Source organism: Nocardioides potassii (genome assembly GCF_021648885.1).
Classification (GTDB): domain Bacteria; phylum Actinomycetota; class Actinomycetes; order Propionibacteriales; family Nocardioidaceae; genus Nocardioides; species Nocardioides potassii.
Genome location: NZ_JAKJHZ010000005.1, coordinates 651220 through 674785, shown reverse-complemented (window position 1 = coordinate 674785; position 23566 = coordinate 651220). Strand labels below are relative to the sequence as shown.

Genomic DNA, 23566 nt, shown 5'->3' with positions numbered 1-23566 from the left:
TTCGTCTTGTGGAACGGGTGTCCATTCCCTGAGACTTCTTGACATGGTCACCGCCTTCACCCACACGCACCTGGTGGTTCGACGTCACGTCGACCTCATGCGCGTGGGCAGCGCGACCTGTTGGCATCGCTGAACCGCCGCCCCGAAGACCTCCTCTCCGCGCTCAACGACGCGCGCGGCACTCCTCAGCGAACAGGAACTTCCTGACCATGCCCGACCTCCGGTTCAAGCCCACGGCTGCCCAGAACACCGAGATCCCGCGCCCCAAGCGCGCGGAGGGTCAGTGGGCGCTCGGCTACACCGAGCCGCTCAACAAGAACGAGCAGTCCAAGAAGGACGACGACCCGCTGCACGTGCGGGACCGCATCCTCTACACCTACTCGCGCCGCGGCTTCGACTCGATCGACCCCGCCGACCTGCGCGGCCGCTTCCGCTGGATGGGTCTCTACACGCAGCGCGCCCCGGGCTTCGACGGCGGCAAGACCGCGCAGCTCGAGGAGGAGGAGCTCGACGACCGCTTCTTCATGATGCGCGTGCGCACCGACGGACAGGTCCTCGACGGCGAGGCGCTGCGCGCGCTCGGCGAGCTGTCGACGACGTACGCCCGCAACACCGCGGACATCACCGACCGCAACAACATCCAGTACCACTGGATCGAGATCGAGAGCGTCCCTGCCATCTGGGAGCGGCTCGAGTCCGTCGGCCTGACCACGCTCGAGGCGTGCGGCGACAGCCCGCGACCGTTCCTCGGCTCCCCCGTCGCCGGGATCGCCAAGGACGAGATCATCGACGGCACCGAGGCGCTCGACGAGATCAAGCGGCGCGTGCTCGGCAACCCGGACTTCTCCAACCTGCCGCGCAAGTTCAAGACCGCGCTGACCGGGCACCCGAGCCACGACGTCGCCCCCGAGGTCAACGACGTGTCCTTCGTCGGCACGGTGCACCCCGAGCACGGCCCGGGCTTCGACCTCTGGGTCGGCGGCGGCCTGTCGACCAACCCGATGCTCGCCCACAAGCTCGGCGTGTGGATCCCGCTCGACCAGGTCGCGGACGCCTGGGAGGGCGTCGCCGGGATCTTCCGCGACTACGGCTACCGGCGGCTGCGGTCCAAGGCGCGCCTGAAGTTCCTGCTCGCCGACTGGGGCAAGGAGAAGTTCCGCGAGGTGCTGGAGAACGAGTACCTCCACCGCACGCTCGTCGACAACCCGTCCCCCGCTGTGCCCGTCTCCCAGGGCGACCACATCGGCATCCACGAGCAGAAGGACGGCCGGTTCTACGTCGGCGCCGCTCCCGTCGTCGGCCGCATCGACGGCACCACGCTGAGCGCGCTCGGTGACCTCGTCGACGCGTACGGCGCCCGTGGCGCCCGCCTGACGGCGTACCAGAAGCTCGTGGTCATCGGCGTCCCGGCCGACCGCACCGAAGCCCTCGCCGACGACCTCGAGACGATCGGGCTCACTGCGCGGCCCAGCAACTGGCGGCGCTCGACGATGGCCTGCACGGGCATCGAGTTCTGCAAGCTCGCGATCGTCGACACCAAGGAGCGCGCGCGCCGCCTGGTGACCGAGCTCGAGAAGCGCTTCCCCGACCTCGACACCGACATCTCGGTCAACGTCAACGGCTGCCCCAACGCCTGCGCCCGCACGCAGGTCGCCGACATCGGCCTCAAGGGCCAGCTGGTCATGGACGACGACGGCAACCAGGTCGAGGGCTTCCAGGTGCACCTCGGCGGTGGTCTGGCCCTCGGCGCGAACTTCGGTCGCAAGCTGCGGGCCCACAAGGTCACCAGCGCCGGCCTCGACGACTACGTCTCGGCCGTCGTCTCGGCCTACCTCGCGGACCGCACCGACGGCGAGCGGTTCGCCGCCTGGGTCGCGCGCGCCGACGAGGCGCTGCTGCGCGGGGAGCCGGTGACGGTCTGATGAGCGAGCGCGCAGTCCCCTTCCACTGCCCCTACTGCGGGGACGAGAACCTGTTCCCCCAGGAGGGTGCGGGTGCCTGGGAGTGCCGCTCGTGCCTGCGCGCCTTCACCGTGAGGATGACCGGGATGATCCGGCCGGGAGGAGGTGTCCCGTCATGAGCGCCTCCACGCAGGCCGCCCGCGACTTCAAGGGCACCCACACCGAGGGACGTACGCCCGAGGAGCTGCGCGAGCTCGTCTCCCACGTCGGCGCCGAGCTCGAGCTCGCCCCGGCCGAGGTGATCATCGAGTGGGCCGTGGCCACCTTCGGTGACCGGTTCGCCATCACGTCGTCGATGGGCGACGCCGTCCTCGCCCACCTCGCGTCCAAGGTCGCGCCCGGCGTCGACGTCGTCTTCCTCGACACCGGCTACCACTTCATCGAGACGATCGGCACCCGCGACGCCGTCGAGGCGACGCTGCCGGTCAACCTCCGCACGGTCAGCACGTCGCTGACGATCGCCGAGCAGGACGCGCAGTACGGCAAGGACCTCTACAAGACCGACCCCGACCTCTGCTGCGCGCTCCGCAAGGTGCAGCCGCTCAACGACACCCTCGCGGAGTACGACGCCTGGGCCACCGGCCTGCGCCGCGCCGAGACCCACAACCGCGTGATCGCCCCGGTCGTCGGCTGGGACGCCCGCAAGGGCAAGGTCAAGGTCTCGCCGCTCGCCCGCTGGAGCGACGAGCAGGTGGACGCCTACATCGCCGAGAACGGCGTGCTGGTCAACCCGCTCGTGCACGACGGCTACCCGAGCATCGGCTGCTGGCCGTGCACCCGCCGCGTCGCCCCGGGCGACGACCCCCGCAGCGGCCGCTGGGCCGGCACCACCAAGACGGAGTGCGGGATCCATGCCTAGCTCATCCCACGACGTTCTTCTCCGCGACAGCGCCGTCGCTCCCACCACCCTGTTGCACCGCACCACCACACACGATCGGAGGCACCCCTGATGGCTGCTCCTGCTCTGGTTGCCCTGGCTCACGGAAGCCGCGACCCCCGCTCCGCCGCGACGATCAAGGCGCTGGTCGCCGAGGTCAAGGCGATGCGCCCCGACCTGCGCGTCGAGACGGCGTTCCTCGACCTGGCCAAGCCGTCCTTCGACACGGTGGTCGACCGCCTGGTGAAGGCCGGCTTCGACGAGATCGTCGTCGTGCCGCTCCTCCTCACCGAGGCCTACCACGCCAAGGTCGACGTCCCCGAGGTGATCGCCTCGGCGATGGCGCGCCACGAGGGCGTGCGGATCCAGGCCAGCCGCATCCTCGGCATGGAGGCCGCCTTCCTCGAGGTGCTCGACGTCCGCCTGCGCGAGGCCCTCAAGACCGCGCGCGTCCGCGAGCTCGACGCCCTCGTGCTGGCCGCCGCCGGGTCGTCGGACCCGCTCGCCAACCAGTCGGTGGCCCGCATCGCCCGCACCTGGGCCGCGCGCCACAAGCTCCCCGTCACGGCGGCCTTCGCGTCGGCGACGCCGCCGGCGACCGGGGAGGCCGTCCGAGCGCTGCGCGCGGAGGGCAAGCGCCACATCGCGGTCGCGTCCTTCTTCCTCGCACCGGGCCGGCTGCCCGACCGGGCCTCCGAGCTCGCCCTCGAGGCCGGCGCCGTCGCCGTGTCCGACCCGCTCGGCGCCCACCCGGCGGTTGCCCGCGCGATCCTCGCCCGCTACGCCGTCGGTGCCGTCGAGCTCGTCCCGGTCTGACGGGCCAGCCATCTGAAACCTGAGCGGGCCGGCTCAGGCCGGGAGGTGCTTGAGCGCCTCGCGGCGTGACAGCCCGCTCAATCGGCCGGCGTGGGTCGAGACGAACGCCCGGACCCACGCCGCGTCCGTGCGCGCGTGCTGGCGCAGCGCCCAGCCGAGCGCCTTGCGCACGAAGAAGTCCCGGCCGTACGCCGTGTCGTCGAGGTTGGCGACCAGCACCCGGGCCAGCAGGTCGGTGTCCGTCTGCTCCTCGTGGCGCAGCTGGGACAGCATCGCCGTACGCCGGACCCACAGGCTGTCCGGGTCCACCGACCACCCGTCCATCACCGGCGTCGTGCCGTCACGATGGTCGAGCAGCACCTGGCCCACGAGGTGGCCGGCCACCTCGTCGACGACGTCCCACCACGCAGCCGTGCGGACGACCTCCTCGAGGAGCGGCAGGACGTCCGGGTCGAGCCACGTCCGGTAGGACCTGTGCCGCAGCAGGGCGACCGCGCTGTACCACTCCTCGCGATGGGTCGCGTCCTCGACCAGCTCCAGCGCCGCTGCCTCCCACTGAGCGCGGTCGGCGAAGCGGTGCTCGACCAGGATCGGCCGCAGCAGCGCCCGCAGCGCGGGCGCACCCAGCCCGACGTAGGGCAGCTCGGACTTCATGTATGCCTGCTGCTGCGCCGCGCGCTCGGGGTCGCCGGACTCGGCGAGTGCGGCGCGGACGGCGGCGACGTACGTCATCGCATCCTCACCAGAGCGTCAACCGATCAACCGCTCGCGCAGGTGCTCGAGCTGGCGGCCGGGGTCCTCGGTGACGCCGCCGTGGACCGGCCCCGGCTGCAGGACGGTGCTGCGCGGCGCCTTGAGGAAACCGAACCGCTGACCGAGCGACTGCCGGGCCGCCTCCCCCGCCCGCTCGTCACCGCGGCACACGAGGTCCACGAACGCCAGCGCCTCGCGCACCTGCCCGGCATCGATGCCGGCGTGGAGGGCCCGCAGCCGCTCGGCGTCGACGTGGCAGGCGACGTCGAGGTAGTCGGCGCCCTGGCAGTGGAGCACGACGCCGACGTTGAGGAACTCCTCGCGCTCCGGGCGTGGGACGCAGCGCAGCACGACGTACTGGTAGGCGTGCCTCATCCGGCACCTCCCGGCAGCCACTGGCGGGTGCCGAGGCGCGCGTCCAGGAAGTCGACGTAGGCCGCCCGCAGCGCGTCCGGACCGAGCGGGTCCGCGCCGTCGCGGCCGGGCACGGGCTCGAGCCAGACGTCGGGCACGTCGGCGAGGACCTCGACGAACACGTCCCGGCCCAGCGACGCCGCGATGTCCGCGTCCAGCTCACGGGCGCGATCCGCGCAGGTCTCGAAGACGTGGCCGCTCGGGTCCCACGGCTGCGCGGCGAACCGTGCCGGGTCGGTCACGCCGCCTGCCCACCCGTGGTGGAAGTAGAGCGAGGCGCCGTGGTCGATGACCCAGAGGTCGCCGTGCCAGACCAGGAGGTTGGGGTTGCGCCACGATCGGTCGACGTTGGCCGTGAAGGCGTCGAGCCAGAGCACGCGCGCGCCCTCGTCATCGGGGTTGCTCACCTGCCCGTCGACGCCGAACGAGCCCGGGAGGAAGTCGATGCCGAGGTTCGCCCCCACGCTGGCGTTGAGGAGGTCCTGCACCTCCTCGTCGGCCTCGTAGCGCGCGAGCTCGGGATCGAGGTCGAGCTCGACGAGGCGCGGCGTGCGCAGGCCCAGGCGGGTGGCCAGTCCGCTGACGATGACCTCCGCGACGAGCACCTTGGCGCCCTGCCCGGCTCCCCGGAACTTGCAGACGTAGGTCCCGAGGTCGTCGCCCTCGACGACCCCGGGCAGGCTGCCGCCCTCGCGCAGGGGTGTGACATAGCGCGTGACCGTGACGACGGGCAATCCGGGGGAGGTCACTGGACCGGGGACTCCTCGGCGAGCCGCTTCTTCTCCGTCTCGACCTCGAAGTCGGCCTCGGGCCACTGCAGGTCCAGTCCGCGCAGCGTGTCGAGGAGCAGCTGCGCGATGGCCAGGTTGCGGTACCACTTCTTGTCGGACGGGATCACGTGCCACGGCGCGACCTGGGTGCTGGTGCGCTCGAGCACGGTCTCGTAGGCCTCGCGGTAGGCAGGCCACAGCGCGCGCTCGTCGAGGTCCCCCGGGTTGTACTTCCAGTACTTCTCGGGGTTGGCGAGGCGCTCCTCGAGGCGTGACTTCTGCTCCTGGGGGCTGATGTGGAGCATGCACTTGACGATCGTGAACCCCTCGCCGGAGAGGCGTGCCTCGAAGTCGTTGATGGCGCCGTACCTGCGCTCGATCTCGTCGTCGTCGGCCAAGGCGCGGACCTTGCCGATGAGCACGTCCTCGTAGTGCGAGCGGTCGAAGACGCCGATGTAGCCGGCCGGTGGCAGACCCTTCTCGATGCGCCACAGGAAGTCGTGCGCGCGCTCCTCCTCGGTCGGCGCCTTGAAGCTGGTGATCCGCACGCCCTGGGGGTCGACGAGGCCGATCGTGTGCCGCAGCACCCCGCCCTTGCCGCTGGTGTCCATGCCCTGCAGCACCAGGAGCACGCGGCGATCGGTCCCGACCGTCCGCTGGGCCCACAGCCGCTCCTGCAGGTCGGCCAGCTCGTCGCCCATCGCGTGGAGGGCGGCCTGCCCGTCGGCCTTCTTGCCGTCGAAGCCCGGTGCCGCGTCCGTCTCGATCGAGGTCAGGTCGACCGGTCCCGGCGGCAGGCGGAGGGCGTCGGCGATGGCGGAGGTCGTCATGGGCACATCATGGCCCACGCCCGGTGCCCGATCAGCCCAGCACGCGGCGGACGTCGAGCGTGCACCCGACCACCGTGTGCACCGAGCCGTCGGACTGCGGGTCGTCGAACCAGGTCCCGGCGGCGAAGCCCGCCTTCGCCAGCACCCGCAGCGAGGCGCGGTTGCGGTGGTCGGGGGCCGAGAAGTAGGTGATCGCCTCCGGTCGTAGCTGCCGGGTCTGTCGCATCCAGCTCCAGAGGACGGCCGGTCCGAGTCCTCTCCCCCGCCACTCGTCCGCCCCGATCGCGTAGTCCACGCCCACGGCCTCCGGGTCCGGGGTGAGCACGGCGTAGTCGGGGTAGTCGCGGAGCACGTAGTCCTGCACGAACCCGACGGACCGTCCGTTGACCTCGATGATCCACATCCGCGTCGGGCTGCGTCCCGCGATGCGCTCGGCGTACATCTCCCGGATCTGCTCGAGCGTCTGCTCGGCACCCACCTGCCACCACTGTCGTACGGCGGCTCCGTCGCGCCAGCGGGTGACGAGGTCGAGGTCACCGAGGGTCATCGCGCGCAGCGTGACGACCCGGTCGGGCGTGACATCGAAGCGCTTGACCTCGCCCGACAGGTCCACCGCGGTCGGGTCGACGGAGGACGCTCCGGCCACCCGCTCGGCCGCGGCCGCCCAGGACTCGCCCGGGAGTGTCGTGCCGCTCAGGTCCCGCCCGTGGTGCCGTACGACGACCGCAACGGGGTCCGGCACGTCAGTGCGCGAGCGCGCCCGGGACGACCGGCGGCAGGACCGACCACGGGAAGTCGATCCACTGCTCGGTGCGCCGCCAGGCGTAGTCGGGCTTGATGACGGACTGCGGCTTCTCGTAGATGACGACCGTGCGCGCCTCGGCGACGTGCCCCTCGCAGAACTCGTGGACGAGCTCGAGCGTGCGGCCCGTGTCGGCCACGTCGTCGGCGATCAGCACCTTCAGGCCGGACAGGTCCACCCGCGCCGGCGTGGGCGGCAGCATGATCGGCACCTCGAGGCGCTGGTCGACACCGGTGTAGAACTCGACGTTGACCACCGACAGGTTCTTCACGCCGAGGGCGTAGCCAAGCCCCATGCCGAGGCCGAGCCCGCCGCGCGCGATCGACAGGATCATGTCGGGCACGAACCCCGAGTCCGCCACCTCCTGCGCCAGCTGCTGGGTGGCGGTGCCGAACATCTCGTAGGTCAGGACCTCGCGCTCGTTGCTCACGGGGCCATCCCACCACCTGTCGTCGCGCTGGTCGATGACGACCGTCACCACAGCACACCGGGACGGGCGCCACTCACGTCAGCTGGACCCGCACCCATGCGTGCGGCTTCGCGTGACACTCCCGCGCGCAGCCGGACAGGGAAGCGTGGCGGAGCTCAGAAGTCCGGGTGCGGCTCGTCGAGGTCGGCGTCCTGCTCGGCGAGGGCCTCACGCACGACCGAGAACGCGAGACCGGCCGCGTAGCCCTTGCGGGCAAGCAGGCCGGCGAGGCGACGGGTCGCGACCTGCGGGTCGAGGCCGGACATCGAGCGGAGCTTGCGGTCGACGAGGGCGCGGGCGGCGGCCCGCTGGTCGTCCTCGCCTATCTGCTCGAGCGCCTCCTTGGCCTCCTCGTCGCCCACGCCCTTGCGGCGCAGCTCCTGCGCCAGCGCCCGAGGGGCGAGCCCCCGGCTGCGGTGGCGGCTCTCCACCCACTGGCGGGCGTAGGCCGAGTCGTCGATCAGCCCGACCTCGGTGAACCGGTCGAGGAGTGACGACGCCAGCTCGTCGGGGACACCTCGCTTGGCCAGCTTGTCGGCGAGCTCCTTGCGGGTGCGCGCCTGCCCGGTGAGCGAGTCGAGCAGGATCGTGCGCGCCACCGACTCGGGATCGGCCTCGACCTCGGCGGCCGCGGCCTCCTCGCGGGCGATCCGGGCGGCCTTGCGCTCCTCCCACGTCTTCGTGCGCGAGCGTCCCTGGCCGCGGCGCCCGGTCTTCGCGGTGCGGCGCCCGGCGGGTGAGCGCTCGGAGGACTGCTCACCGGACGACCGCTCCGGGTGAGGCGTGGGTGGGGTGTCCCCCACCCACGCCCTCACACCGAGGCTGACGTCGCCGACCCAGTCGGGCGGCGGTCGGTGCTCGTCGGCAGACATCTGGTCGGACGTCGACTCAGAAGTCGTTGACCCCGATGGGCTCGTCGCTCAGGTCGTCGGCAGGCTTGTCGACGGCCGGGATCACGCCGAGCTTCTCCAGGATCAGCTTCTCGATCTCGTTGGCGAGGTCGGGGTTGTCCTTGAGGAAGTTGCGGGAGTTCTCCTTGCCCTGACCGAGCTGGTCGCCCTCGTAGGTGTACCAGGCGCCGGCCTTGCGGATGATGCCCGCCTCGACGCCGACGTCGATCAGGCCGCCCTCACGGCTGATGCCCTTGCCGTACATGATGTCGAACTCGGCCTGCTTGAACGGCGGGGCCACCTTGTTCTTGACGACCTTGACGCGGGTGCGGTTGCCGACCATGTCGGTGCCGTCCTTGAGCGTCTCGATGCGGCGCACGTCGAGACGCACCGAGGAGTAGAACTTCAGCGCGCGACCACCGGTCGTGGTCTCGGGCGAGCCGAACATCACGCCGATCTTCTCGCGCAGCTGGTTGATGAAGATGGCGGTGGTGCCGGAGTTGTTGAGGGCACCGGTCATCTTGCGCAGCGCCTGGCTCATCAGGCGGGCCTGGAGGCCGACGTGGCTGTCACCCATCTCGCCCTCGATCTCGGCGCGGGGGACGAGCGCCGCGACGGAGTCGATGACGATCAGCGAGAGGGCACCGGAACGGATCAGCATGTCGGCGATCTCGAGGGCTTGCTCGCCGGAGTCGGGCTGGGAGACCAGGAGGGCGTCGGTGTCGACGCCGAGGGCCTTGGCGTAGTCGGGGTCGAGCGCGTGCTCGGCGTCGATGAAGGCGACGATGCCGCCGGCCGCCTGGGCGCTGGCCACCGCGTGGAGGGCGACCGTCGTCTTTCCGGAGGACTCCGGACCGTAGATCTCGACCACGCGACCGCGCGGCAGGCCGCCCAGGCCGAGGGCCACGTCGAGGGCGATCGACCCGGTGGGGATCACCTCGAGCGGGGCACGCGTCTCGTCGCCCAGTCGCATGACCGAGCCCTTGCCGAACTGCTTCTCCACCTGTGCGAGCGCGGCGTCGAGGGCCTTCTCGCGGTCTGCACCAGCCATTGCTGTGTCCCGTTCTCTCGTCGTTGTGTGAGGTACGTCTGCGACGCTAGGGCGAGCCACTGACAATCCCTGATCAGGACGGTCGATCGCTGTGGACGACCTCGCCCGGCGTCGTACCTGTGGATGCACAGTAGCCCGAACAGGTGTTCGATGCCGTGTTCGAGCGCGGCGTGTCGCGGACGGTGTGCGACGTCAGTCCCGTGCGCGGACCAGCACGCCCGCGGCCACCACGGCGAGCGCGAGGAGCTCGGCGACGACGGACAGCGCGGAGTAGCCCCACCACCCCACGACGACACCGGCCAGGGCTCCCCCGCCGGCAGCCGTCAGCGCCATGGCCATGTCGGACGTGCCCTGCACGTCGGTGCGGGCGGCGATCGGCGTGCGGTCGGCGATGACGGTCGAGGAGGCCACGGTGGCGCACGACCACCCCAGGCCGAGGAGGAAGAGTCCGGAGGTGATCTCCCACGACGTCCCGGTCGGCGACACGGCGCACAGCGTGAGCGCCACCAGCAGCAGCACCCCGCCCGCGACGAGCACGGCGCTGCGACCGAACCGGTCCGTGGCCCACCCGACGACCGGCGAGAAGGCGAACATCCCGGCCACGTGCACGGAGATGACGAAGCCGATCACCTCGAGCTGCGCGCCACCGTGCTCCATGTGGAGCGGGGTCATGATCATCACGGTGACCATCGCCGCGTGCGCGCAGGCCATCGCGACGACCGCCGCGCCGACCACCGGCACGGCACGCACCACGTCGACGAAGCGCCCCCACGAGCGTCCACGCGGCTCGGCACCGGACGACGGTGTGAGCCCGGCAGCAGCCTGCGCGAGGAGGAGCGGGTCGGGCCGCAGTCGCCACCACACCCAGCCCGCGGTGACGGCGAGCACCACGGCGCCGATGGCGAACCCACCGGTGAGCTCGGGGATGCCGAGCGAGCGTCCGGCCGCCCCGCCCACGCCGATCAGGTTGGGGCCGGCCACCGCGCCGATCGTGCTGGCCCACACGACCATCGAGAGTGCCCGCGCGCGGTGCTCCTCGGTCGCCAGGTCCGTCGCGGCGTAGCGTGAACCAGTGTTGACGGCCGTGGTCGCGCCCAGGAGCACGGACCCGAGCAGCAGGACCGGCATCGAGTCCATGACGCCCGCGACCACCGCGAGCACGGCGCCGCTGGCACCGAGGAGGTAGCCGGTGACGAGGCCGACGCGGCGCCCGCGCCGCCCCATCACCCGCGCCAGCCCGTAGGCCGACGCCGCGGTGCCGAGCACCTGGAAGGTCTGCGCCAGCCCGGCCATCGTGTCGCTGCCCGTGATGTCGCGGGCCAGCAGCGACGACGTCGTGACACCGATGGTCACCCCGACCGCACCGACCGCCTGGGAGACCAGCAGCGTGCGGACGGTGTGACGCTGGACGACCGCCACGTCGAGGTCGGCCGCCACGAGGGCGTGGGAGCTGCTCACCGCTCGCTCTCGGGCAGCTCGAGCTGACGGCGCACTGCCGCCCATACCTCCTTGGGCGGCATGCCGGCGTCGAGCGCCTCCTGCGTGGTGCGGCCGTCGAGGTCGCGCACGACCGTCAGCTCCGCCCAGGTGCGCGAGTAGCTGCGGCCCAGGACGTCGTCGAGCCGCGCCCAGAACTCCGTGTGCCTCACGAGGACACCTCATCACGGACCGCCGACACCTCGAGCCAGGTCTCCCCGCGCGAGCCCGCCACGCCCGACCGGACGGCGACGTCCGACCACCCCGAGGCAGCCACCACCGCCTGCAGGTCGGAGGCCTGCCAGTACGTGAAGTGTCGCGGCCGGCTGATCGACCCGTGGGTCGACCACCCCTCGCCGGCGCCCTCCTTGAGCGACGCGCGCAGCACGCCGCCGGAGCGGGTCACCTCGGCCAGCCGCGCCAGGACGGTCGGCAGGTCTGCGCGCCGCACGTGCAGCAGCGAGGCGTTTGCCCACACGCCGTCGTACGGCCCGTCCGGCGAGGAGAGGTCGTCGACCAACGGGTCGAGGACGTCGGCCGCGTGGCCCTGCTCGCGCAGGAGGGCGACGAAGCCCGGCGTGATGTCCGTACGCCGCGCTCGCAGGCCGAGCGACTCCATCAGCCGCGCGTCCCGCCCACCGCCGGACCCGATCTCGAGCACCCTCGCGCCCGCCCCGAGCCGGTCGACGAGTTCCTCGATGTCCGCGCGGACCGAGTCGGGGACGACCGGCCCGCTGTCGGCGTACGCCCGCGCGTCGAGGTCGTAGGCGTGGACGGTCGCCTGCTGGTCCGTCATCCGGCGCCCACGTCGTGCAGGTGGTGGACGACGTCGTGCAGGTGGTAGGTGCCGAGTGTCTCGACGGTGAAGCGGTCCCCGTTGGACCGCACGCCGGGGCGGTCCTTGGTGGCGTCGGTGACCGAGGCGTAGACCGCCCCGACGTCGGCGGCGGCCTCCACGAGGGCGACCGACACGATCGCCGCGTCCTCGTTGGCGTAGTCGCGCTCGACCGCCGTGGCGTCCTGGTCCCAGTTGGCGAACGTCGGCTCGTCCTCCTCGAGCATCAGCCGGAGGCGCTTGGCGAACAGGACGTGCACGTCCCGGACGTGGCACCCGTACTCGAGGGCCGACCAGACGTGCGGCTCGGGACGCTCCCCGACGTCCCCACGCTCGAGCACCTGGGCCCAGCTCATCGCGGTGTCGTGCACCAGGCGCGGCAGGTCGGCGAGGCCCTGCGCGGTGGGGTCGAAGCCGCACTCCGCGCACGAGCGCTCCAGCACCCAGGTCCAGTCCTTGGTGTCCGGGACGATCGCGTCGCTCATGTCGGTCATCCAACCAGCCCCGGCACCGGGGACAATGCGGGGAATGGACATCCGCCGCGCACTTCCCGCCGACCTCGAGCCCGTCTCCGAGATCTACGCGCACGAGGCTCGCGAGGGACACGCGACCTTCGACCACGAGGGCCGTTCGATGGAGCTCTGGGAGGAGAAGATCGCCGGCGACGACCACTTCCTCGTGGCCGAGCACGACGGACTGGTCGTCGGCTACGCGACGTCGTCGCCCTTCCGCCCCAAGCCCGCCTACGTCCACACGCGGGAGACCACGATCTACGTCGCGCCGGGCCACCAGGGACTCGGCACCGGCCGGCAGCTGTACGACGCCCTCCTCGCGCTGCTCGTCGACGACGGCGTGCACCTCGCGGTGGCCGGGGTCGCCCAGCCCAACGACGCGAGCATGGCGCTGCACCGGGCCTGCGGCTTCGAGGTCGTCGGCACCATGCGCGAGGTCGGCCGGAAGCACGGCCGGTGGATCGACGTCACCTGGCTGCAGAAGGTGCTGGGCTAGGCAAGCCCCAGCTCGCGCGTCGACACCTCGCGCATCTCGACCTTGCGCACCTTGCCGGTCACGGTCATCGGGAACTCCTCGACGACCATCACGTAGCGCGGGATCTTGTAGTGCGCCAGCCGGCCGTCGGCGTAGGCCCGCACGGCGGCGGCGTCGAGCGGTTCGGTGCCCGGCCGCATCCGCAGCCACGCGCACAGCTCCTCGCCGTACTTCGCATCCGGGACGCCGACGACCTGGACGTCCTCGATGTCGGGGTGGGTGTAGAGGAACTCCTCGATCTCGCGCGGGTAGATGTTCTCGCCACCGCGGATGACCATGTCCTTGATCCGCCCGGTGATCCGGACGTAGCCGTCCTCGTCCATCACGCCGAGGTCGCCGGTGTGCATCCACCCGTCGGCGTCCACCGCCTCGGCGGTCTTCTCCGGGTCGTCCCAGTAGCCGAGCATCACCGAGTACCCGCGGGTGCAGAACTCCCCCGCCTCGCCGCGCGGGAGCGTGTCACCGCTGACCGGGTCGATGATCTTGACCTCGAGGTGCGGCGCGACGCGGCCGACGGTGCCGACCTTGCGCTCGAGCGAGTCGTCGGTGTGCGTCTGGGTCGAGACCGGGGAGGTCTCGGTCATCCCGTAGGCGATCGTCATCTCGTCGATGCCCGCGTCGATGAGCTTCTTCATCATCTCCTCGGGGCAGGGCGAGCCCGCCATGATCCCGGTGCGCACGGACGAGAGGTCGTAGGAGTCGAGGTCCGGCAACGCCCACTCCGCGATGAACATCGTCGGCACGCCGTAGAGCGACGTGCACCGCTCGTCGGAGACCGCACGCAGGGTCAGGGCCGGGTCGAAACCGGGCGCGGGGATGACCATCGTGGCGCCGTGCGAGGTGCACGCGAGGTTGCCCATGACCATCCCGAAGCAGTGGTAGAAGGGCACCGGGATGCAGACGCGGTCCTGCTCGGTGTAGCGGCACGTCTCTCCGACGAGGTAGCCGTTGTTGAGGATGTTGCGGTGGCTGAGGGTCGCGCCCTTCGGGAAGCCGGTGGTGCCCGACGTGTACTGGATGTTGATCGGGTCGTGCGGCTCGAGGGACGACGCCCGGGCACGCAGGTCGTCCGCGGAGACCTGCGAGCCCTCGGACAGCAGGCCGTCCCAGCTGTGCTCGTCGTCGAGGTAGACCACACGCTCGAGCGCGTCGCTCTGGCCCCTCGTCTCCTCCACCATCGAGCGGTAGTCGCTGCTCTTGAACGATGTCGCGCTGACGAGCAGCCGCATCCCGCTCTGGTTGACGACGTAGGCGAGCTCGTGGGTCCGGTAGGACGGGTTGACGTTGACCAGGATCGCCCCGACCTTGGCGGTCGCGAGCTGGACGAGCGTCCACTCCGCGCTGTTGGGTCCCCAGATCCCGACCCGGTCGCCCTTCTCGATCCCCGCCCCGACCAGGCCACGGGCGACGAGGTCGACGTCCCGGTCCAGCTCGGACCAGGTCCACCGTCGCCCGGTGGCGCACTCGACGAGCGCCTCGCGGTCGCCGTACGACGCCACGGTCCGCTCGAGGTTGGCCCCGATCGTCTCCTCCAGCAGCGCCGGAGCGGCCTCGCCCTGTGCGTAGGAGTCCATGTCCAGCAACCTACGACGCGCGCGACGGCCCGGCCAGAGGCGGCGTCAGGGAGTGGTCCCGGTGGCGTAGGTCGAGACCGTCAGCTCCTTGGTCTGCTCGTCGAAGGAGAGCTGGACGCCTTCACCAGCCTCCACCGAGAACGCGATGTTGGGTCCGTCCGGGACGCCGCCCGCACCCCAGTTGACGTCCCAGGCCTCGTCCTGGGCGACCTTCACCTCGTAGCTGCCGGGCGGCACCTGCGTGGTGCGGAAGGTCCACACTCCGTCACCGTCGGGGTCCTGGAGCCACGACCGCAGGCAGCCCGGCGCCCAGTCGGCCGGGCACCCCAGCTCGGACTGGAAGCTGCCGGCAGCCGTGAAGAGGTGGGGCGTCTCGATGCTGTTGGTCACCCAGTGGGTCTGGTGGCTGTACCAGAACGTGACCGGGTCACCGGTCGCGGCGAGCGGGATGTTGTCGCCGTTGGGCACCCCGCCGGCTCCGTAGTTCTCGTCCCACGTGTCGTTGATCGCGACTTTGTAGGCGTAGGTGCCGGCGGGGATCGACGGCGAGCTGAAGGTCCGCGACCAGACCAGGTCGTCGGCGTCCAGAGCGAGGTCGATGTCGGGGCAGCCGGGGTCCCACTCGCTGCCGCAGCCGACGGCGTCCTGGAACGTGCCGGGCACCGACACGGCGTCCGGCTGGGTCACGGGACCGTCCGTGCCGGGGTCGCCGTCGTCGGCGGGCGTGCCCACCTGGGCGTGGGTCTGGGCGACCCCGAGGTCCCCGTCGGCGTCGCGGGCGACCGCCCGGTACTCGACGAGGGTCCCCTCGGGCAGGTCCCTGACGTCGTGGAAGACCCGGTAGGGCGCATTGTCGTCGGTGCCGAGCGTGCGCCAGTCCGTACCGCCGACCGGTCGCCAGGCGAACGTGATCTGGGTGAGCTCGTCACCGGGCAGCCCGACGCCGATCTCGGCGCGACCCCCGACGATGCCCCCAGCGGTCGGGCTCTCGAACGTGGGGCGCGGCGCGGTCCGGCTCCGAGGAATGGGACGGTCGGCCCGCCAGACGCGCACGCCCAGTGCAGGGACGCTCACGTCCACCCGACCCTCGTCGTCGCTGTGCACGGATCCGGGCGCGCCCTTCGCAGCGGACCCGCCACCCTGGCCGAGGGCATAGACCTCGCGGTAGGTGGTCCCCGGCGCGAAGGTGGGGATCGTCGCGGAGTGGGCCGCGGTGTCGTTGTTGAGCGCCACCACGAACTCACGGCCCTGGGCGGAGACGCGGCTGAAGGCGTAGATCCCTGCCGTGTCGCTCGCGACCCGGTGGACCTGGGCCCCGTCGGCCAGCGCCGGGTAGCGCTCGCGCAGTGCGGCCAGGCCGCTGATGCGACGGTAGAGCGGCGTGGAGCGGTCGAAGTTGGAGTCGGCCGTGGTCGCGTCGTTGCCGATCAGGTCGTAGCCGTTGTAGAGGGCCACCTTGCTGGGGAACATGTCCTCACGGGCCCGCTGGTCACCGATACCGTCCTTGACGCCGCGGGGTGCGGAGAACCCCTGCTCGTCGCCGTAGTAGACGACCGGCTGGCCGCGGCTCAGGTACATCAGGGCATGGGCGAGCTCGTCGCGCTTGAGCAGCTCGCCCTCTCCGTAGTTCGCGGCATTGGCGCGCAGGAAGCTGCCGATCCGTCCCATGTCGTGGTTGCCGAGGAAGGTGGGGGCCTCGTAGACGTTGGAGTCGGTGTCGGTGTACCAGTCGTCGGAGGCGAAGAAGTCGCGGAGCTTGGTCGTCGGCGCACCCTGCGCGAACCCGGAGCCGGCGGCCTGGAACCCGAAGTCGACGGTGGCCTGCAGCCTGCCCTCGGTCGTGTAGCGGGACATGAACTCGGGGCTGGCGTCGTAGACCTCGCCGAACATGAAGAAGTCGTCGTTGCCCCGGTCGGCTGCGTGGTCGATCAGCGCAGGTGAGAACTGCTGCCAGAACTCCATGTTGACGTGCTTGACGGTGTCGATGCGGAACCCGTCGATGCCGACCTCGTCGACCCACTTCTCGTAGATGTCGGTCATCCCGCGCACGACCCTGGGGTGCTCGGTCCACAGGTCGTCGAGGGACGAGTACGCACCGGACGGGAAGTCGCCGTAGGTGTTGGACTCTCCGGCGAAGGTCGAGGTGCCGCGGTTGTGGTAGAGCGTGGGGTCGTTGAGCCAGGCGGGGACCTTGGCGTCCTCCTCGCCCGCCGGCACCTCGGGCCGGTAGGGGAACGAGTCCAGGTCGACGGCGGGAAACGGCTCGGAGCCGTCGGCGAAGTCCCGGTCGTCGAAGGGCTCGCCGGAGGCGTCGACGTAGGGCTGGTCCTGCGTGCTGACGTAGGGCAGGTTGCCGTCCGCCCCGTAGGCGGAGTCCTCGTAGGTGATCACGTCGGCGGTGTGGTTGGTGATGATGTCGAAGAACACCTTGATGCCGCGCTTGTGCGCGAGGCGGACGAGCCGGGCCATGTCGGCGTTGGTGCCGAGGTGGGGGTCGATCCGAGTGAAGTCGGTGATCCAGTAGCCGTGGTAGCCGGCCGACTCGCTGCCCGGGGCGCCCTGCACCGGCTTGTTCGTGAACGACGGTGTCAGCCAGATGGCGGTGGTGCCGAGGCCCTGGATGTAGTCGAGCCGGTCGATCACGCCCTGCAGGTCGCCACCGTGGTAGAACCCCTTGTCGGTGGGGTCGAAGCCGGAGACCAACCGGTCGGCGCCGAGCCCCGCGTCGTCGTTGCTGCGGTCGCCGTTCTCGAAGCGGTCGGCCATCACGAAGTAGAGGCGCTCGCGCGTGAGGTCGTTGCGCAGGCTGTCGCCGGCCAGCTTCCGGTCCGCGCGCGACAGCGGCGCCGCAGCGTCGGCCGGCGCCACGGCGATGTCGTGGCTCTCGGGGTCGTAGGTGAACCGCAGGCGCGCCGGAGCCTGCAGGACGAAGGACGCGTTGGACTGGCCGCCGTCCTCGCCGTAGCTCTCGTCCCAGGATCCGTTGATCCGGACCTTCCACTCGTAGGTGCCGGCCGGCACCTCGGCCTCGAGGACCCACGCGTCGCCCTCGTCGGTCATGTCGGTGGCGGTGCAGGACTCGTCCCACTCGCTCGCACACCCGAGCTCGTCCATGAGGCTGCCCATCACGGTGACGCGATCGGGCGGAGCGCCCGCCGCGGGGGCAGCGGTCGTCGCGACGACGCCCGCGGTGAGGGCGGTGCCCGCCAGCGTGACGACCGAGGTCGTCAGGGCAGCGAGCAGGGTGGTGGATCGACGGATGTGGGGTCGCACAGCAGCTCCCGAGGCCAGACCGATGTGACGTGCGTCATGCTAGTGCCGCGCTGCGACATCGCACCACCACGGGGTGCGAGGCCCTCAGGTGAGCAGCAGCTTGTCGAGCCGGCGCCGTACGACGAGCAGGCCGACCACGCCCATCACGGCGAGGTAGACGACCGACACCGCCGACTCCCAGGTGACGATCCCGGTGGTGAGCTCGCGACAGAGGACGACGCCCCGGTAGAGCGGCGTGGCCTCCACCACCCAGCGCAGCACGCTGTCGCCGAACGCCTCGACGGGGAAGAACGTGGCCGAGAAGAGGAACAGCGGCATCTGGGCGAGGGTGATCTTGTCGAAGTCCTGCCAGGACGTCATCCACGTGGTCAGTGCCATGCAGACCGCGGAGAAGGCGAACGCAACTAGTACCGCGGCCGGCAGCGCCAGGACGGCCCACCACGACTCGACGAGCCCCATCGCCAGCATCACGAGCAGGAACGCGGCCGAGTAGACGGACCCGCGGATCAGCCCCCACGCGATCTCACCGCGCGCGATGTCGCCGGTGGTCAACGGCGTCGCGAGCATCTGGTCGTACAACTTTTCGTACTTGAGCTTGAAGAACACGTTGAACGTGCTGTCCATCAGCGCGCCGTTGAAGGCGGACGTGGCGAGCATGGCCGGTGCCACGAAGGCGGCGTAGGACACCTCCTCGCCGTGGAACGTGAAGCCGTCGATGAGCTGGCCGACCCCGATGCCGATCGAGAACAGGTAGAGCACCGGCTCGAGGAAGCCGGTGAGGAAGAGCTTCCACGCCGACTTGTAGACGATGAAGTTGCGCAGCACGAGCAGCCGGGTCGCGCTGGTCGGCGTCAGCGGGGCCGGGATCGCGACCCGGTCGAGGACGGCCATCAGACCTCCAGCCGCTTGTCGAGACCGGTGACCGCCCAGCGCCAGCCGATCAGGCACAGCACGACCAGGACGCCCGCGTTGACCGCAGCGAGCGACCAGTCGACCGTGTCGAGGCAGAACATCCGCGACAGCGAGACGCCGTGCCACAGCGGGGTCAGCCGAGCGGCCCACTCGAGGACCGGTCCGAGGTTCGAGATCGGGAAGAACGCTCCCGAGAAGAGCGTCAGCGGCATCACTCCGAGCCGGAACAGGACGCCGAAGCCCTCCTCGGACTTCAGTCGCGCGGAGTAGCCGAAGGTCAGCAGGGCGAAGGCGGTGCCGACGAGCACCTGCGCCAGCCAGGCGAGGACCGGGCCCCACCAGCTCTCGAAGACGCCGAACGGCGCCAGGACCAGCATGAACACCGCACACGCCGAGGCGATCCGGAAGACCACGAAGGCGATGAACGCGTTGACGAGGTCGCGCACGGCGAGCGGCGTCGCGAGCTGGGCGAAGAACGTCTTGTGCCATTTGATGGCACCCATGACGGGGTACGTCGACTCGCTGACCGCGATCTGCATCGCGTGCGCCGCGACCAGGCCGGGGACGATGAAGGCGAGGTAGGACGTCGCGCCCTCGAGCCTGTCGGGGTCGGCCTGGATGAAGCCGCCGAGCAGCACCCCCATCGCGACGACGTAGAACAGCGGAGCGGCGAAGGAGCTGATGACTCCCCCGCGCCAGGTGCGCTTGTAGACCGTCACCCAGTAGTCGAGCTGACGGGTCATGCCCTCCCAGGCGGAGAGGCTGCCCGTGGGCCGCTCGGTGCGGGTCGACTGCGTGGTGGTCATCAGTCGGCCAGGCTCCGGCCGGTGAGGCGCAGGAACACGTCCTCGAGCGTGGAGCGTCGTACGAGCGTCGCGATGGGCTGCAGTCCGCGGTCGATCACGGCGGTCACGACGTCCTCGCCGTGGTCGCTGTAGACGAGCAGCCGGTCGGGCAGCACCTCGACGCGGTCGCCGAGGTCCTCGACCTTGCCCGCGAGGACCTCGTGCTCGCCCACCCCGAAGCGCAGCTCGGCGACCTCGCGGGTCGAGTGCGCCTCGATCAGCTCGCGCGGCGAGCCCTCGGCGGCGATGACGCCCTTGTCCATCACGACCAGCCGGTCGCACAGCTGCTCGGCCTCGTCCATGTAGTGCGTGGTGATCACGAGGGTGACGCCGGCCTGCTTGAGCCGGAAGAGCTGGTCCCACAGCACGTGGCGCGCCTGGGGGTCCAGGCCCGTGGTGGGCTCGTCGAGCAGCAGGACGTCGGGGTTGTTGATCAGGCTGCGCGCGATCGTGAGCCGGCGCTTCATGCCGCCCGACAGGTCCTCGACCTTGGCCTTCGCCTTGTCGGTGATCTGCGCGAACTCGAGCAGCTCGTTGGCCCGCTCGCGACAGGTGGCGCGGTCGATGCCGAAGTAGCGGCCGTAGATGTAGAGGTTGTCGAAGACGTTGAGCTCGTTGTCGAGCGTGTCCTCCTGCGGGCAGACGCCCAGCCGGCCCCGGATGGCGGGGCCGTCCGTGGCCGGGTCCATCCCGAGGATCCGCAGCTCGCCGGCCGAGACCGGGCTCACCGAGGCGATCATCCGCATCGTGCTGGACTTCCCCGCACCGTTGGGCCCGAGGAAGCCGAAGGCCTCGCCCTGGCGGACGTCGACGTCGATGCCCTTCACCGCTTCGAAGTCGCCGTAGGACTTCCGCAGTCCGCGCGCCGAGATCATGGAGTGCGTCACGCCTCACGACCCTAGATCAGGTGGCGGGAACAGACGAACCTTTCGGCGAGCCGTCCGCACGCTCCGTGAGGGCGGACCCGGTAGGAAGGAGGCATGCGCATCTTCCTCACCGGTGGCAGCGGCAAGGCCGGGCGGCACGTCGCCCCCTACCTCGCCTCGCAGGGCCACCAGGTCACCAACGCCGACCTCGTCCCGCTGGACCACCCCGACGTCATCGACCTCCGGGTCGACCTCACCGATGCCGGCGAGGTCTACTCCGCGCTCGCGGGGCTGGCGACCCACGCCGAGCTCGACCTGCCCGAGAAGCCGACGTACGACGCGGTCGTGCACCTCGCCGCGATCCCGGCGATCCTCAAGCAGCCGGACGCCGCGACCTACGCCACCAACGTCCTCAGCACCTACCACGTCCTCGAGGCCGCTACCCGGCTCGGCATCGCGAAGGTCGTCTTCGCCTCGTCCGAGACGACGTACGGCATCTGCTTCGCGCAGGGCGAGCGCAAGCCGCTCTACGTGCCCGTCGACGAGGAGCACCCGACGGTCCCGGAGGACTCCTACGCCATGTCGAAGGTTGCCAACGAGGTGACGGCGCGGTCGTTCCACGCGCGCTCGGGCGCCGACATCTACGGCCTGCGGATCAACAACGTCATCGAGCCGCACGAGTACGCCGAGATGTTCCCGCCGTTCCTCGAGGACCCGGCGCTGCGGCGGCGCAACATCTTCGCCTACATCGACGTGCGCGACCTCGGCCACATGGTCCAGCGGTGCCTGCTGACCGACGGCCTCGGCTTCGAGGTCTTCAACGTGGCCAACCCCGACATGTCGGTCGCCGCGACCACCGACGAGATCATCGATCGGTTCTACGACGGGGTCGAGGTGCGCCGCGCGATGGGGCGCGACGAGACGTTCTACTCCATCGACAAGGCGCGCGAGCTGGTCGGCTTCGACCCGCAGCACACCTGGCGCGAGGTGCTCGACGACCCGCGTCGCGACGCCTGACCGGCCCGGCCGGCCAGCGGAATCAGCGCGCGCCGGCCCGGCCGAGCGCGGCGGAGATCGCGGCGATGTGACCGGGCGTGGACCCGCAGCACCCGCCGACGAGGTCGACGCCGAGCTCGGCCAGTCGACCTGCGTGGGCAGCGAGGTCGTCCGGGCTGGCGTCGTACTCGAAGTGGTCACCCACCACCTGCGGCAGGCCGGCGTTGGACTGGGCGACGAGCAGCAGGCCGTCGGGGCGCGCCGCCACCATCTCCGCGGCGATGACCTCCATCTCCTCGGGGCCGCGACCGCAGTTGGCGCCGACCGCGTCGGCACCGGCGGCCGACAGGTGGGCCACGGCGTCGCCGGGGCGGACCCCCATCATCGTGCGGAGGTTGGTGTCGAAGCTCATCGTCACCACGACGGGCAGGTCGGGCGCGACCTCGTGCGCGGCCGCGATCGCGGCATCCGCCTCGGCGAGGTCGCTCAGCGTCTCGATGAGGACGAGGTCGATCCCACCCTCGACCAGCGCGGCGACCTGCTCGGCGAACAGCGCCTGCGTCTCCTCCGCCGTGAGCGTGCCGAGCGGGGCCATCAGCTCGCCGGTCGGACCGAGGTCGCCGGCGACCAGCAGCCCGCGCTCGTCCGCGACGGACCGGGCGATGCGCGCGGCGTTGCGGTTGACCTCGGCCAGCTGGTCGCCGAGCCCGTGCATGTCGAGCCGCGGCCGGGTGCCGCCGAACGTGTTGGTGGTCAGCACGCGCGAGCCCGCCTCGGCGTAGGCCGCGTGGGCGGCGCGGACCGCGTCGTGGTTCTCGAGGTTCCACAGCTCACCCGGAGCGCCGTCCTCGAGGCCGCTGTCCTGGAGCAGGGTGCCCATCGCGCCGTCGAGCAGCACGGGCCGGTGGTCGCCCAGGAGGGTTGCGAGGCGGTTCATGAGGTGAGTCCGTCCAGGTAGTCGGTGATGCGGTCCGCGGGCCACTCGCGGTCGAGCTCGGCGGCCACGCGGTCGAGGACCTCCGCGGGCGACCCCTCGGCCTCCGTCCAGGCGGATCGGTCCCAGCCCTCGAGGTAGTCGGTCGCGCCGGTGTCGCCGAGCCGCATCGCGGCCTCGTCGATCGCCTCCTGGAACCTCGGTGCGAGCTGCACCTTCGCCGTCTCGTCGCCCGAGCGAGCAGTGACCATCGACGGCAGCTCGCGCCACCGGGTCACCTGGAACTCCGTCATGAGCCGAGCCTAGGTCGAGGGCCCGACAGCCGGCACCGCGTCCCGACGCGTGGGCTGTCACTCGCTGCCTAGGCTGGACGCATGATCGAGCCCGTCTCGCCCGAGGCCCCGCCGCTCCGCGGGCGGGTGCTGATGAGCCAGGACTGGCACGACCTCACCTTCCTGCACTGGGCCGTCGACCCGGCGCTCGTCGCGGACCGGATGCCGCCGGGCGTGCGGCCCGACGTCTTCGAGGGCCGCACCTACGTCGGGCTGATCCCCTTCCGGATGGTCGACGCCGGGTTCGGCCGCGGTCCGGCGGTCCCCTGGGCCGGGACCTTCCTCGAGACCAACGTGCGCCTCTACTCCGTCGACGACACCGGCCGCCGCGGCATCGTCTTCCTCAGCCTCGACACCGACCGAGCGATCGTCGTCGCCGGTGCCCGGCTGGGCTTCGGCGTGCCCTACCGCTGGGCGCGGATGCGCCACCGCCGAGACGGCGCGGCCCACACGTACGACGCCCGGCTGCGCTGGCCGGGCACGCGCGCGTCGAGCCACGTCGTCGTACGTCCGGGCGCGGCGCGCGTGCCCACCGACCTCGACCACTTCCTCAGCGCCCGCTGGGGCCTGCACACCAGGTGGGCCGGCCGCACGCTCTACGTCCCCAACCACCACGCCCCCTGGCCCGTCCACGACGCGGAGGTGCTCGCCCTCGACGACGGCCTGATGGCCTCCGTCGGCCTCCCCGGCCTGGCCGACCGCGAGCCCGACCACGTCGGCTTCAGCCCCGGCGTGCACACGGACTTCGGGTTCCCCGTCGACGCCAGCCGTCCGCGGCAGGACGGGTGAGAGGGGAAGTTCCTCGTGATCTCTCGGGAGCGATCTTCCCCGGTGTTGCCTAGG

Annotated in this window: 27 protein-coding genes; 8 read left to right on the top strand and 19 right to left on the bottom strand. The window is 71.1% G+C overall.

All coding sequences use genetic code 11. The features are described 5' to 3' along the window. The first annotated feature begins 43 nt into the window (after positions 1-43). The 5 genes from L2K70_RS21850 to L2K70_RS07765 all read left to right on the top strand — a co-directional run bounded on the left by L2K70_RS21850 (position 44) and on the right by L2K70_RS07765 (position 3654). Entirely contained in the window at positions 44-133 is a 90-nt protein-coding gene (locus L2K70_RS21850) for a putative leader peptide (RefSeq protein WP_372477476.1), read from the top strand. A 76-nt stretch (positions 134-209) separates the two neighbouring features. Further along, complete coding sequence (locus L2K70_RS07780; protein WP_236401002.1) at positions 210-1922, top strand: nitrite/sulfite reductase; 1713 nt, start codon at positions 210-212, stop codon at positions 1920-1922. Next, positions 1922-2080 carry a hypothetical protein gene (locus L2K70_RS07775; protein WP_236401000.1) on the top strand — a complete coding sequence of 53 codons (159 nt, stop codon included), beginning with the start codon at positions 1922-1924 and terminating at the stop codon, positions 2078-2080. The genes L2K70_RS07780 and L2K70_RS07775 overlap by 1 nt, the downstream gene beginning before the upstream one ends. Next, positions 2077-2820, top strand: coding sequence for a phosphoadenylyl-sulfate reductase (locus L2K70_RS07770; protein WP_236400999.1), 744 nt, complete (start codon positions 2077-2079; stop codon positions 2818-2820). The genes L2K70_RS07775 and L2K70_RS07770 overlap by 4 nt, the downstream gene beginning before the upstream one ends. A 90-nt stretch (positions 2821-2910) precedes the next feature. Next, the gene (locus L2K70_RS07765) at positions 2911-3654 is read left to right on the top strand and encodes a sirohydrochlorin chelatase (RefSeq protein ID WP_236400997.1); all 744 of its coding nucleotides are present in this window, start codon (positions 2911-2913) and stop codon (positions 3652-3654) included. Between the two features lie 33 nt (positions 3655-3687). Here the strand turns inward: L2K70_RS07765 and L2K70_RS07760 are convergent, their stop codons facing one another. From L2K70_RS07760 to L2K70_RS07705, 12 genes are all read right to left on the bottom strand, one after another. Further along, the gene (locus tag L2K70_RS07760) at positions 3688-4386 is read right to left on the bottom strand and encodes a DNA alkylation repair protein (RefSeq protein WP_236400995.1); all 699 of its coding nucleotides are present in this window, start codon (positions 4384-4386) and stop codon (positions 3688-3690) included. Positions 4387-4404: 18 nt separating this feature from the next. Continuing rightward, positions 4405-4782: a DUF3037 domain-containing protein gene (locus L2K70_RS07755; RefSeq protein WP_236400993.1), complete on the bottom strand. Its 378-nt coding sequence runs from the start codon at positions 4780-4782 to the stop codon at positions 4405-4407. Beyond that, on the bottom strand, positions 4779-5570 hold the full coding sequence (locus tag L2K70_RS07750) for a HipA family kinase (protein WP_236400992.1): 792 nt from the start codon (positions 5568-5570) through the stop codon (positions 4779-4781). Before L2K70_RS07750 ends, L2K70_RS07755 begins: the two co-directional genes overlap by 4 nt. Then, a complete protein-coding gene (locus L2K70_RS07745; RefSeq protein WP_236400990.1) occupies positions 5567-6421 on the bottom strand; it encodes a polyphosphate kinase 2 family protein in 855 nt (284 codons plus the stop codon). Before L2K70_RS07745 ends, L2K70_RS07750 begins: the two co-directional genes overlap by 4 nt. A 31-nt stretch (positions 6422-6452) precedes the next feature. Next, positions 6453-7163, bottom strand: a complete 711-nt coding sequence (locus tag L2K70_RS07740; RefSeq protein ID WP_236400988.1) for a GNAT family N-acetyltransferase — start codon at positions 7161-7163, stop codon at positions 6453-6455. 1 nt (position 7164) lies between these two features. Next, positions 7165-7653, bottom strand: a complete 489-nt coding sequence (locus L2K70_RS07735; protein WP_236400986.1) for a phosphoribosyltransferase — start codon at positions 7651-7653, stop codon at positions 7165-7167. Between the two features lie 155 nt (positions 7654-7808). Beyond that, positions 7809-8564 (bottom strand): regulatory protein RecX, encoded by a 756-nt coding sequence (locus L2K70_RS07730; RefSeq protein WP_236400984.1) that lies wholly within the window; start codon positions 8562-8564, stop codon positions 7809-7811. A 16-nt stretch (positions 8565-8580) separates the two neighbouring features. After that, positions 8581-9633 (bottom strand): recombinase RecA, encoded by a 1053-nt coding sequence (recA, locus tag L2K70_RS07725; protein WP_135839969.1) that lies wholly within the window; start codon positions 9631-9633, stop codon positions 8581-8583. Between the two features lie 192 nt (positions 9634-9825). Next, positions 9826-11091 (bottom strand): MFS transporter, encoded by a 1266-nt coding sequence (locus L2K70_RS07720; RefSeq protein ID WP_236400982.1) that lies wholly within the window; start codon positions 11089-11091, stop codon positions 9826-9828. After that, on the bottom strand, positions 11088-11282 hold the full coding sequence (locus tag L2K70_RS07715; protein WP_236400980.1) for a DUF3046 domain-containing protein: 195 nt from the start codon (positions 11280-11282) through the stop codon (positions 11088-11090). Before L2K70_RS07715 ends, L2K70_RS07720 begins: the two co-directional genes overlap by 4 nt. After that, positions 11279-11905, bottom strand: a complete 627-nt coding sequence (locus L2K70_RS07710; RefSeq protein ID WP_236400978.1) for a class I SAM-dependent methyltransferase — start codon at positions 11903-11905, stop codon at positions 11279-11281. Before L2K70_RS07710 ends, L2K70_RS07715 begins: the two co-directional genes overlap by 4 nt. Beyond that, positions 11902-12429 (bottom strand): DinB family protein, encoded by a 528-nt coding sequence (locus tag L2K70_RS07705; protein ID WP_236400977.1) that lies wholly within the window; start codon positions 12427-12429, stop codon positions 11902-11904. The genes L2K70_RS07710 and L2K70_RS07705 overlap by 4 nt, the downstream gene beginning before the upstream one ends. Positions 12430-12472: 43 nt before the next feature. On the opposite strand from L2K70_RS07705, the gene L2K70_RS07700 reads away from it, so the two are divergent. Beyond that, positions 12473-12952: a GNAT family N-acetyltransferase gene (locus L2K70_RS07700; RefSeq protein WP_236400974.1), complete on the top strand. Its 480-nt coding sequence runs from the start codon at positions 12473-12475 to the stop codon at positions 12950-12952. On the opposite strand, the gene L2K70_RS07695 is transcribed toward L2K70_RS07700, so the two are convergent. The 5 genes from L2K70_RS07695 to L2K70_RS07675 form a co-directional block, all read right to left on the bottom strand. After that, positions 12949-14565 (bottom strand): AMP-binding protein, encoded by a 1617-nt coding sequence (locus tag L2K70_RS07695; RefSeq protein ID WP_236400973.1) that lies wholly within the window; start codon positions 14563-14565, stop codon positions 12949-12951. The two genes, L2K70_RS07700 and L2K70_RS07695, sit on opposite strands and share 4 nt — an antisense overlap. Positions 14566-14610: 45 nt before the next feature. Beyond that, entirely contained in the window at positions 14611-17838 is a 3228-nt protein-coding gene (locus L2K70_RS07690; protein ID WP_236400971.1) for an alpha-amylase family glycosyl hydrolase, read from the bottom strand. Between the two features lie 84 nt (positions 17839-17922). Further along, positions 17923-18729: an ABC transporter permease gene (locus L2K70_RS07685; protein ID WP_236400969.1), complete on the bottom strand. Its 807-nt coding sequence runs from the start codon at positions 18727-18729 to the stop codon at positions 17923-17925. After that, entirely contained in the window at positions 18729-19556 is an 828-nt protein-coding gene (locus L2K70_RS07680) for an ABC transporter permease (RefSeq protein ID WP_236400967.1), read from the bottom strand. Before L2K70_RS07680 ends, L2K70_RS07685 begins: the two co-directional genes overlap by 1 nt. Then, entirely contained in the window at positions 19556-20482 is a 927-nt protein-coding gene (locus L2K70_RS07675; RefSeq protein WP_443689280.1) for an ABC transporter ATP-binding protein, read from the bottom strand. The genes L2K70_RS07680 and L2K70_RS07675 overlap by 1 nt, the downstream gene beginning before the upstream one ends. Before the next feature lie 93 nt (positions 20483-20575). On the opposite strand from L2K70_RS07675, the gene L2K70_RS07670 reads away from it, so the two are divergent. After that, a complete protein-coding gene (locus L2K70_RS07670; protein ID WP_236400965.1) occupies positions 20576-21478 on the top strand; it encodes an NAD-dependent epimerase/dehydratase family protein in 903 nt (300 codons plus the stop codon). Positions 21479-21500: 22 nt separating this feature from the next. Here L2K70_RS07670 and L2K70_RS07665 read toward each other — a convergent pair whose 3' ends face one another. Further along, positions 21501-22394: a homocysteine S-methyltransferase family protein gene (locus tag L2K70_RS07665; RefSeq protein ID WP_236400963.1), complete on the bottom strand. Its 894-nt coding sequence runs from the start codon at positions 22392-22394 to the stop codon at positions 21501-21503. Further along, positions 22391-22684, bottom strand: a complete 294-nt coding sequence (locus L2K70_RS07660; RefSeq protein WP_236400961.1) for a virulence factor — start codon at positions 22682-22684, stop codon at positions 22391-22393. The genes L2K70_RS07665 and L2K70_RS07660 overlap by 4 nt, the downstream gene beginning before the upstream one ends. A gap of 81 nt (positions 22685-22765) precedes the next feature. Between L2K70_RS07660 and L2K70_RS07655 the strand changes: the two genes are divergently transcribed. Further along, positions 22766-23512, top strand: coding sequence for a YqjF family protein (locus tag L2K70_RS07655; RefSeq protein WP_236400959.1), 747 nt, complete (start codon positions 22766-22768; stop codon positions 23510-23512). Positions 23513-23566 lie beyond the last annotated feature (54 nt).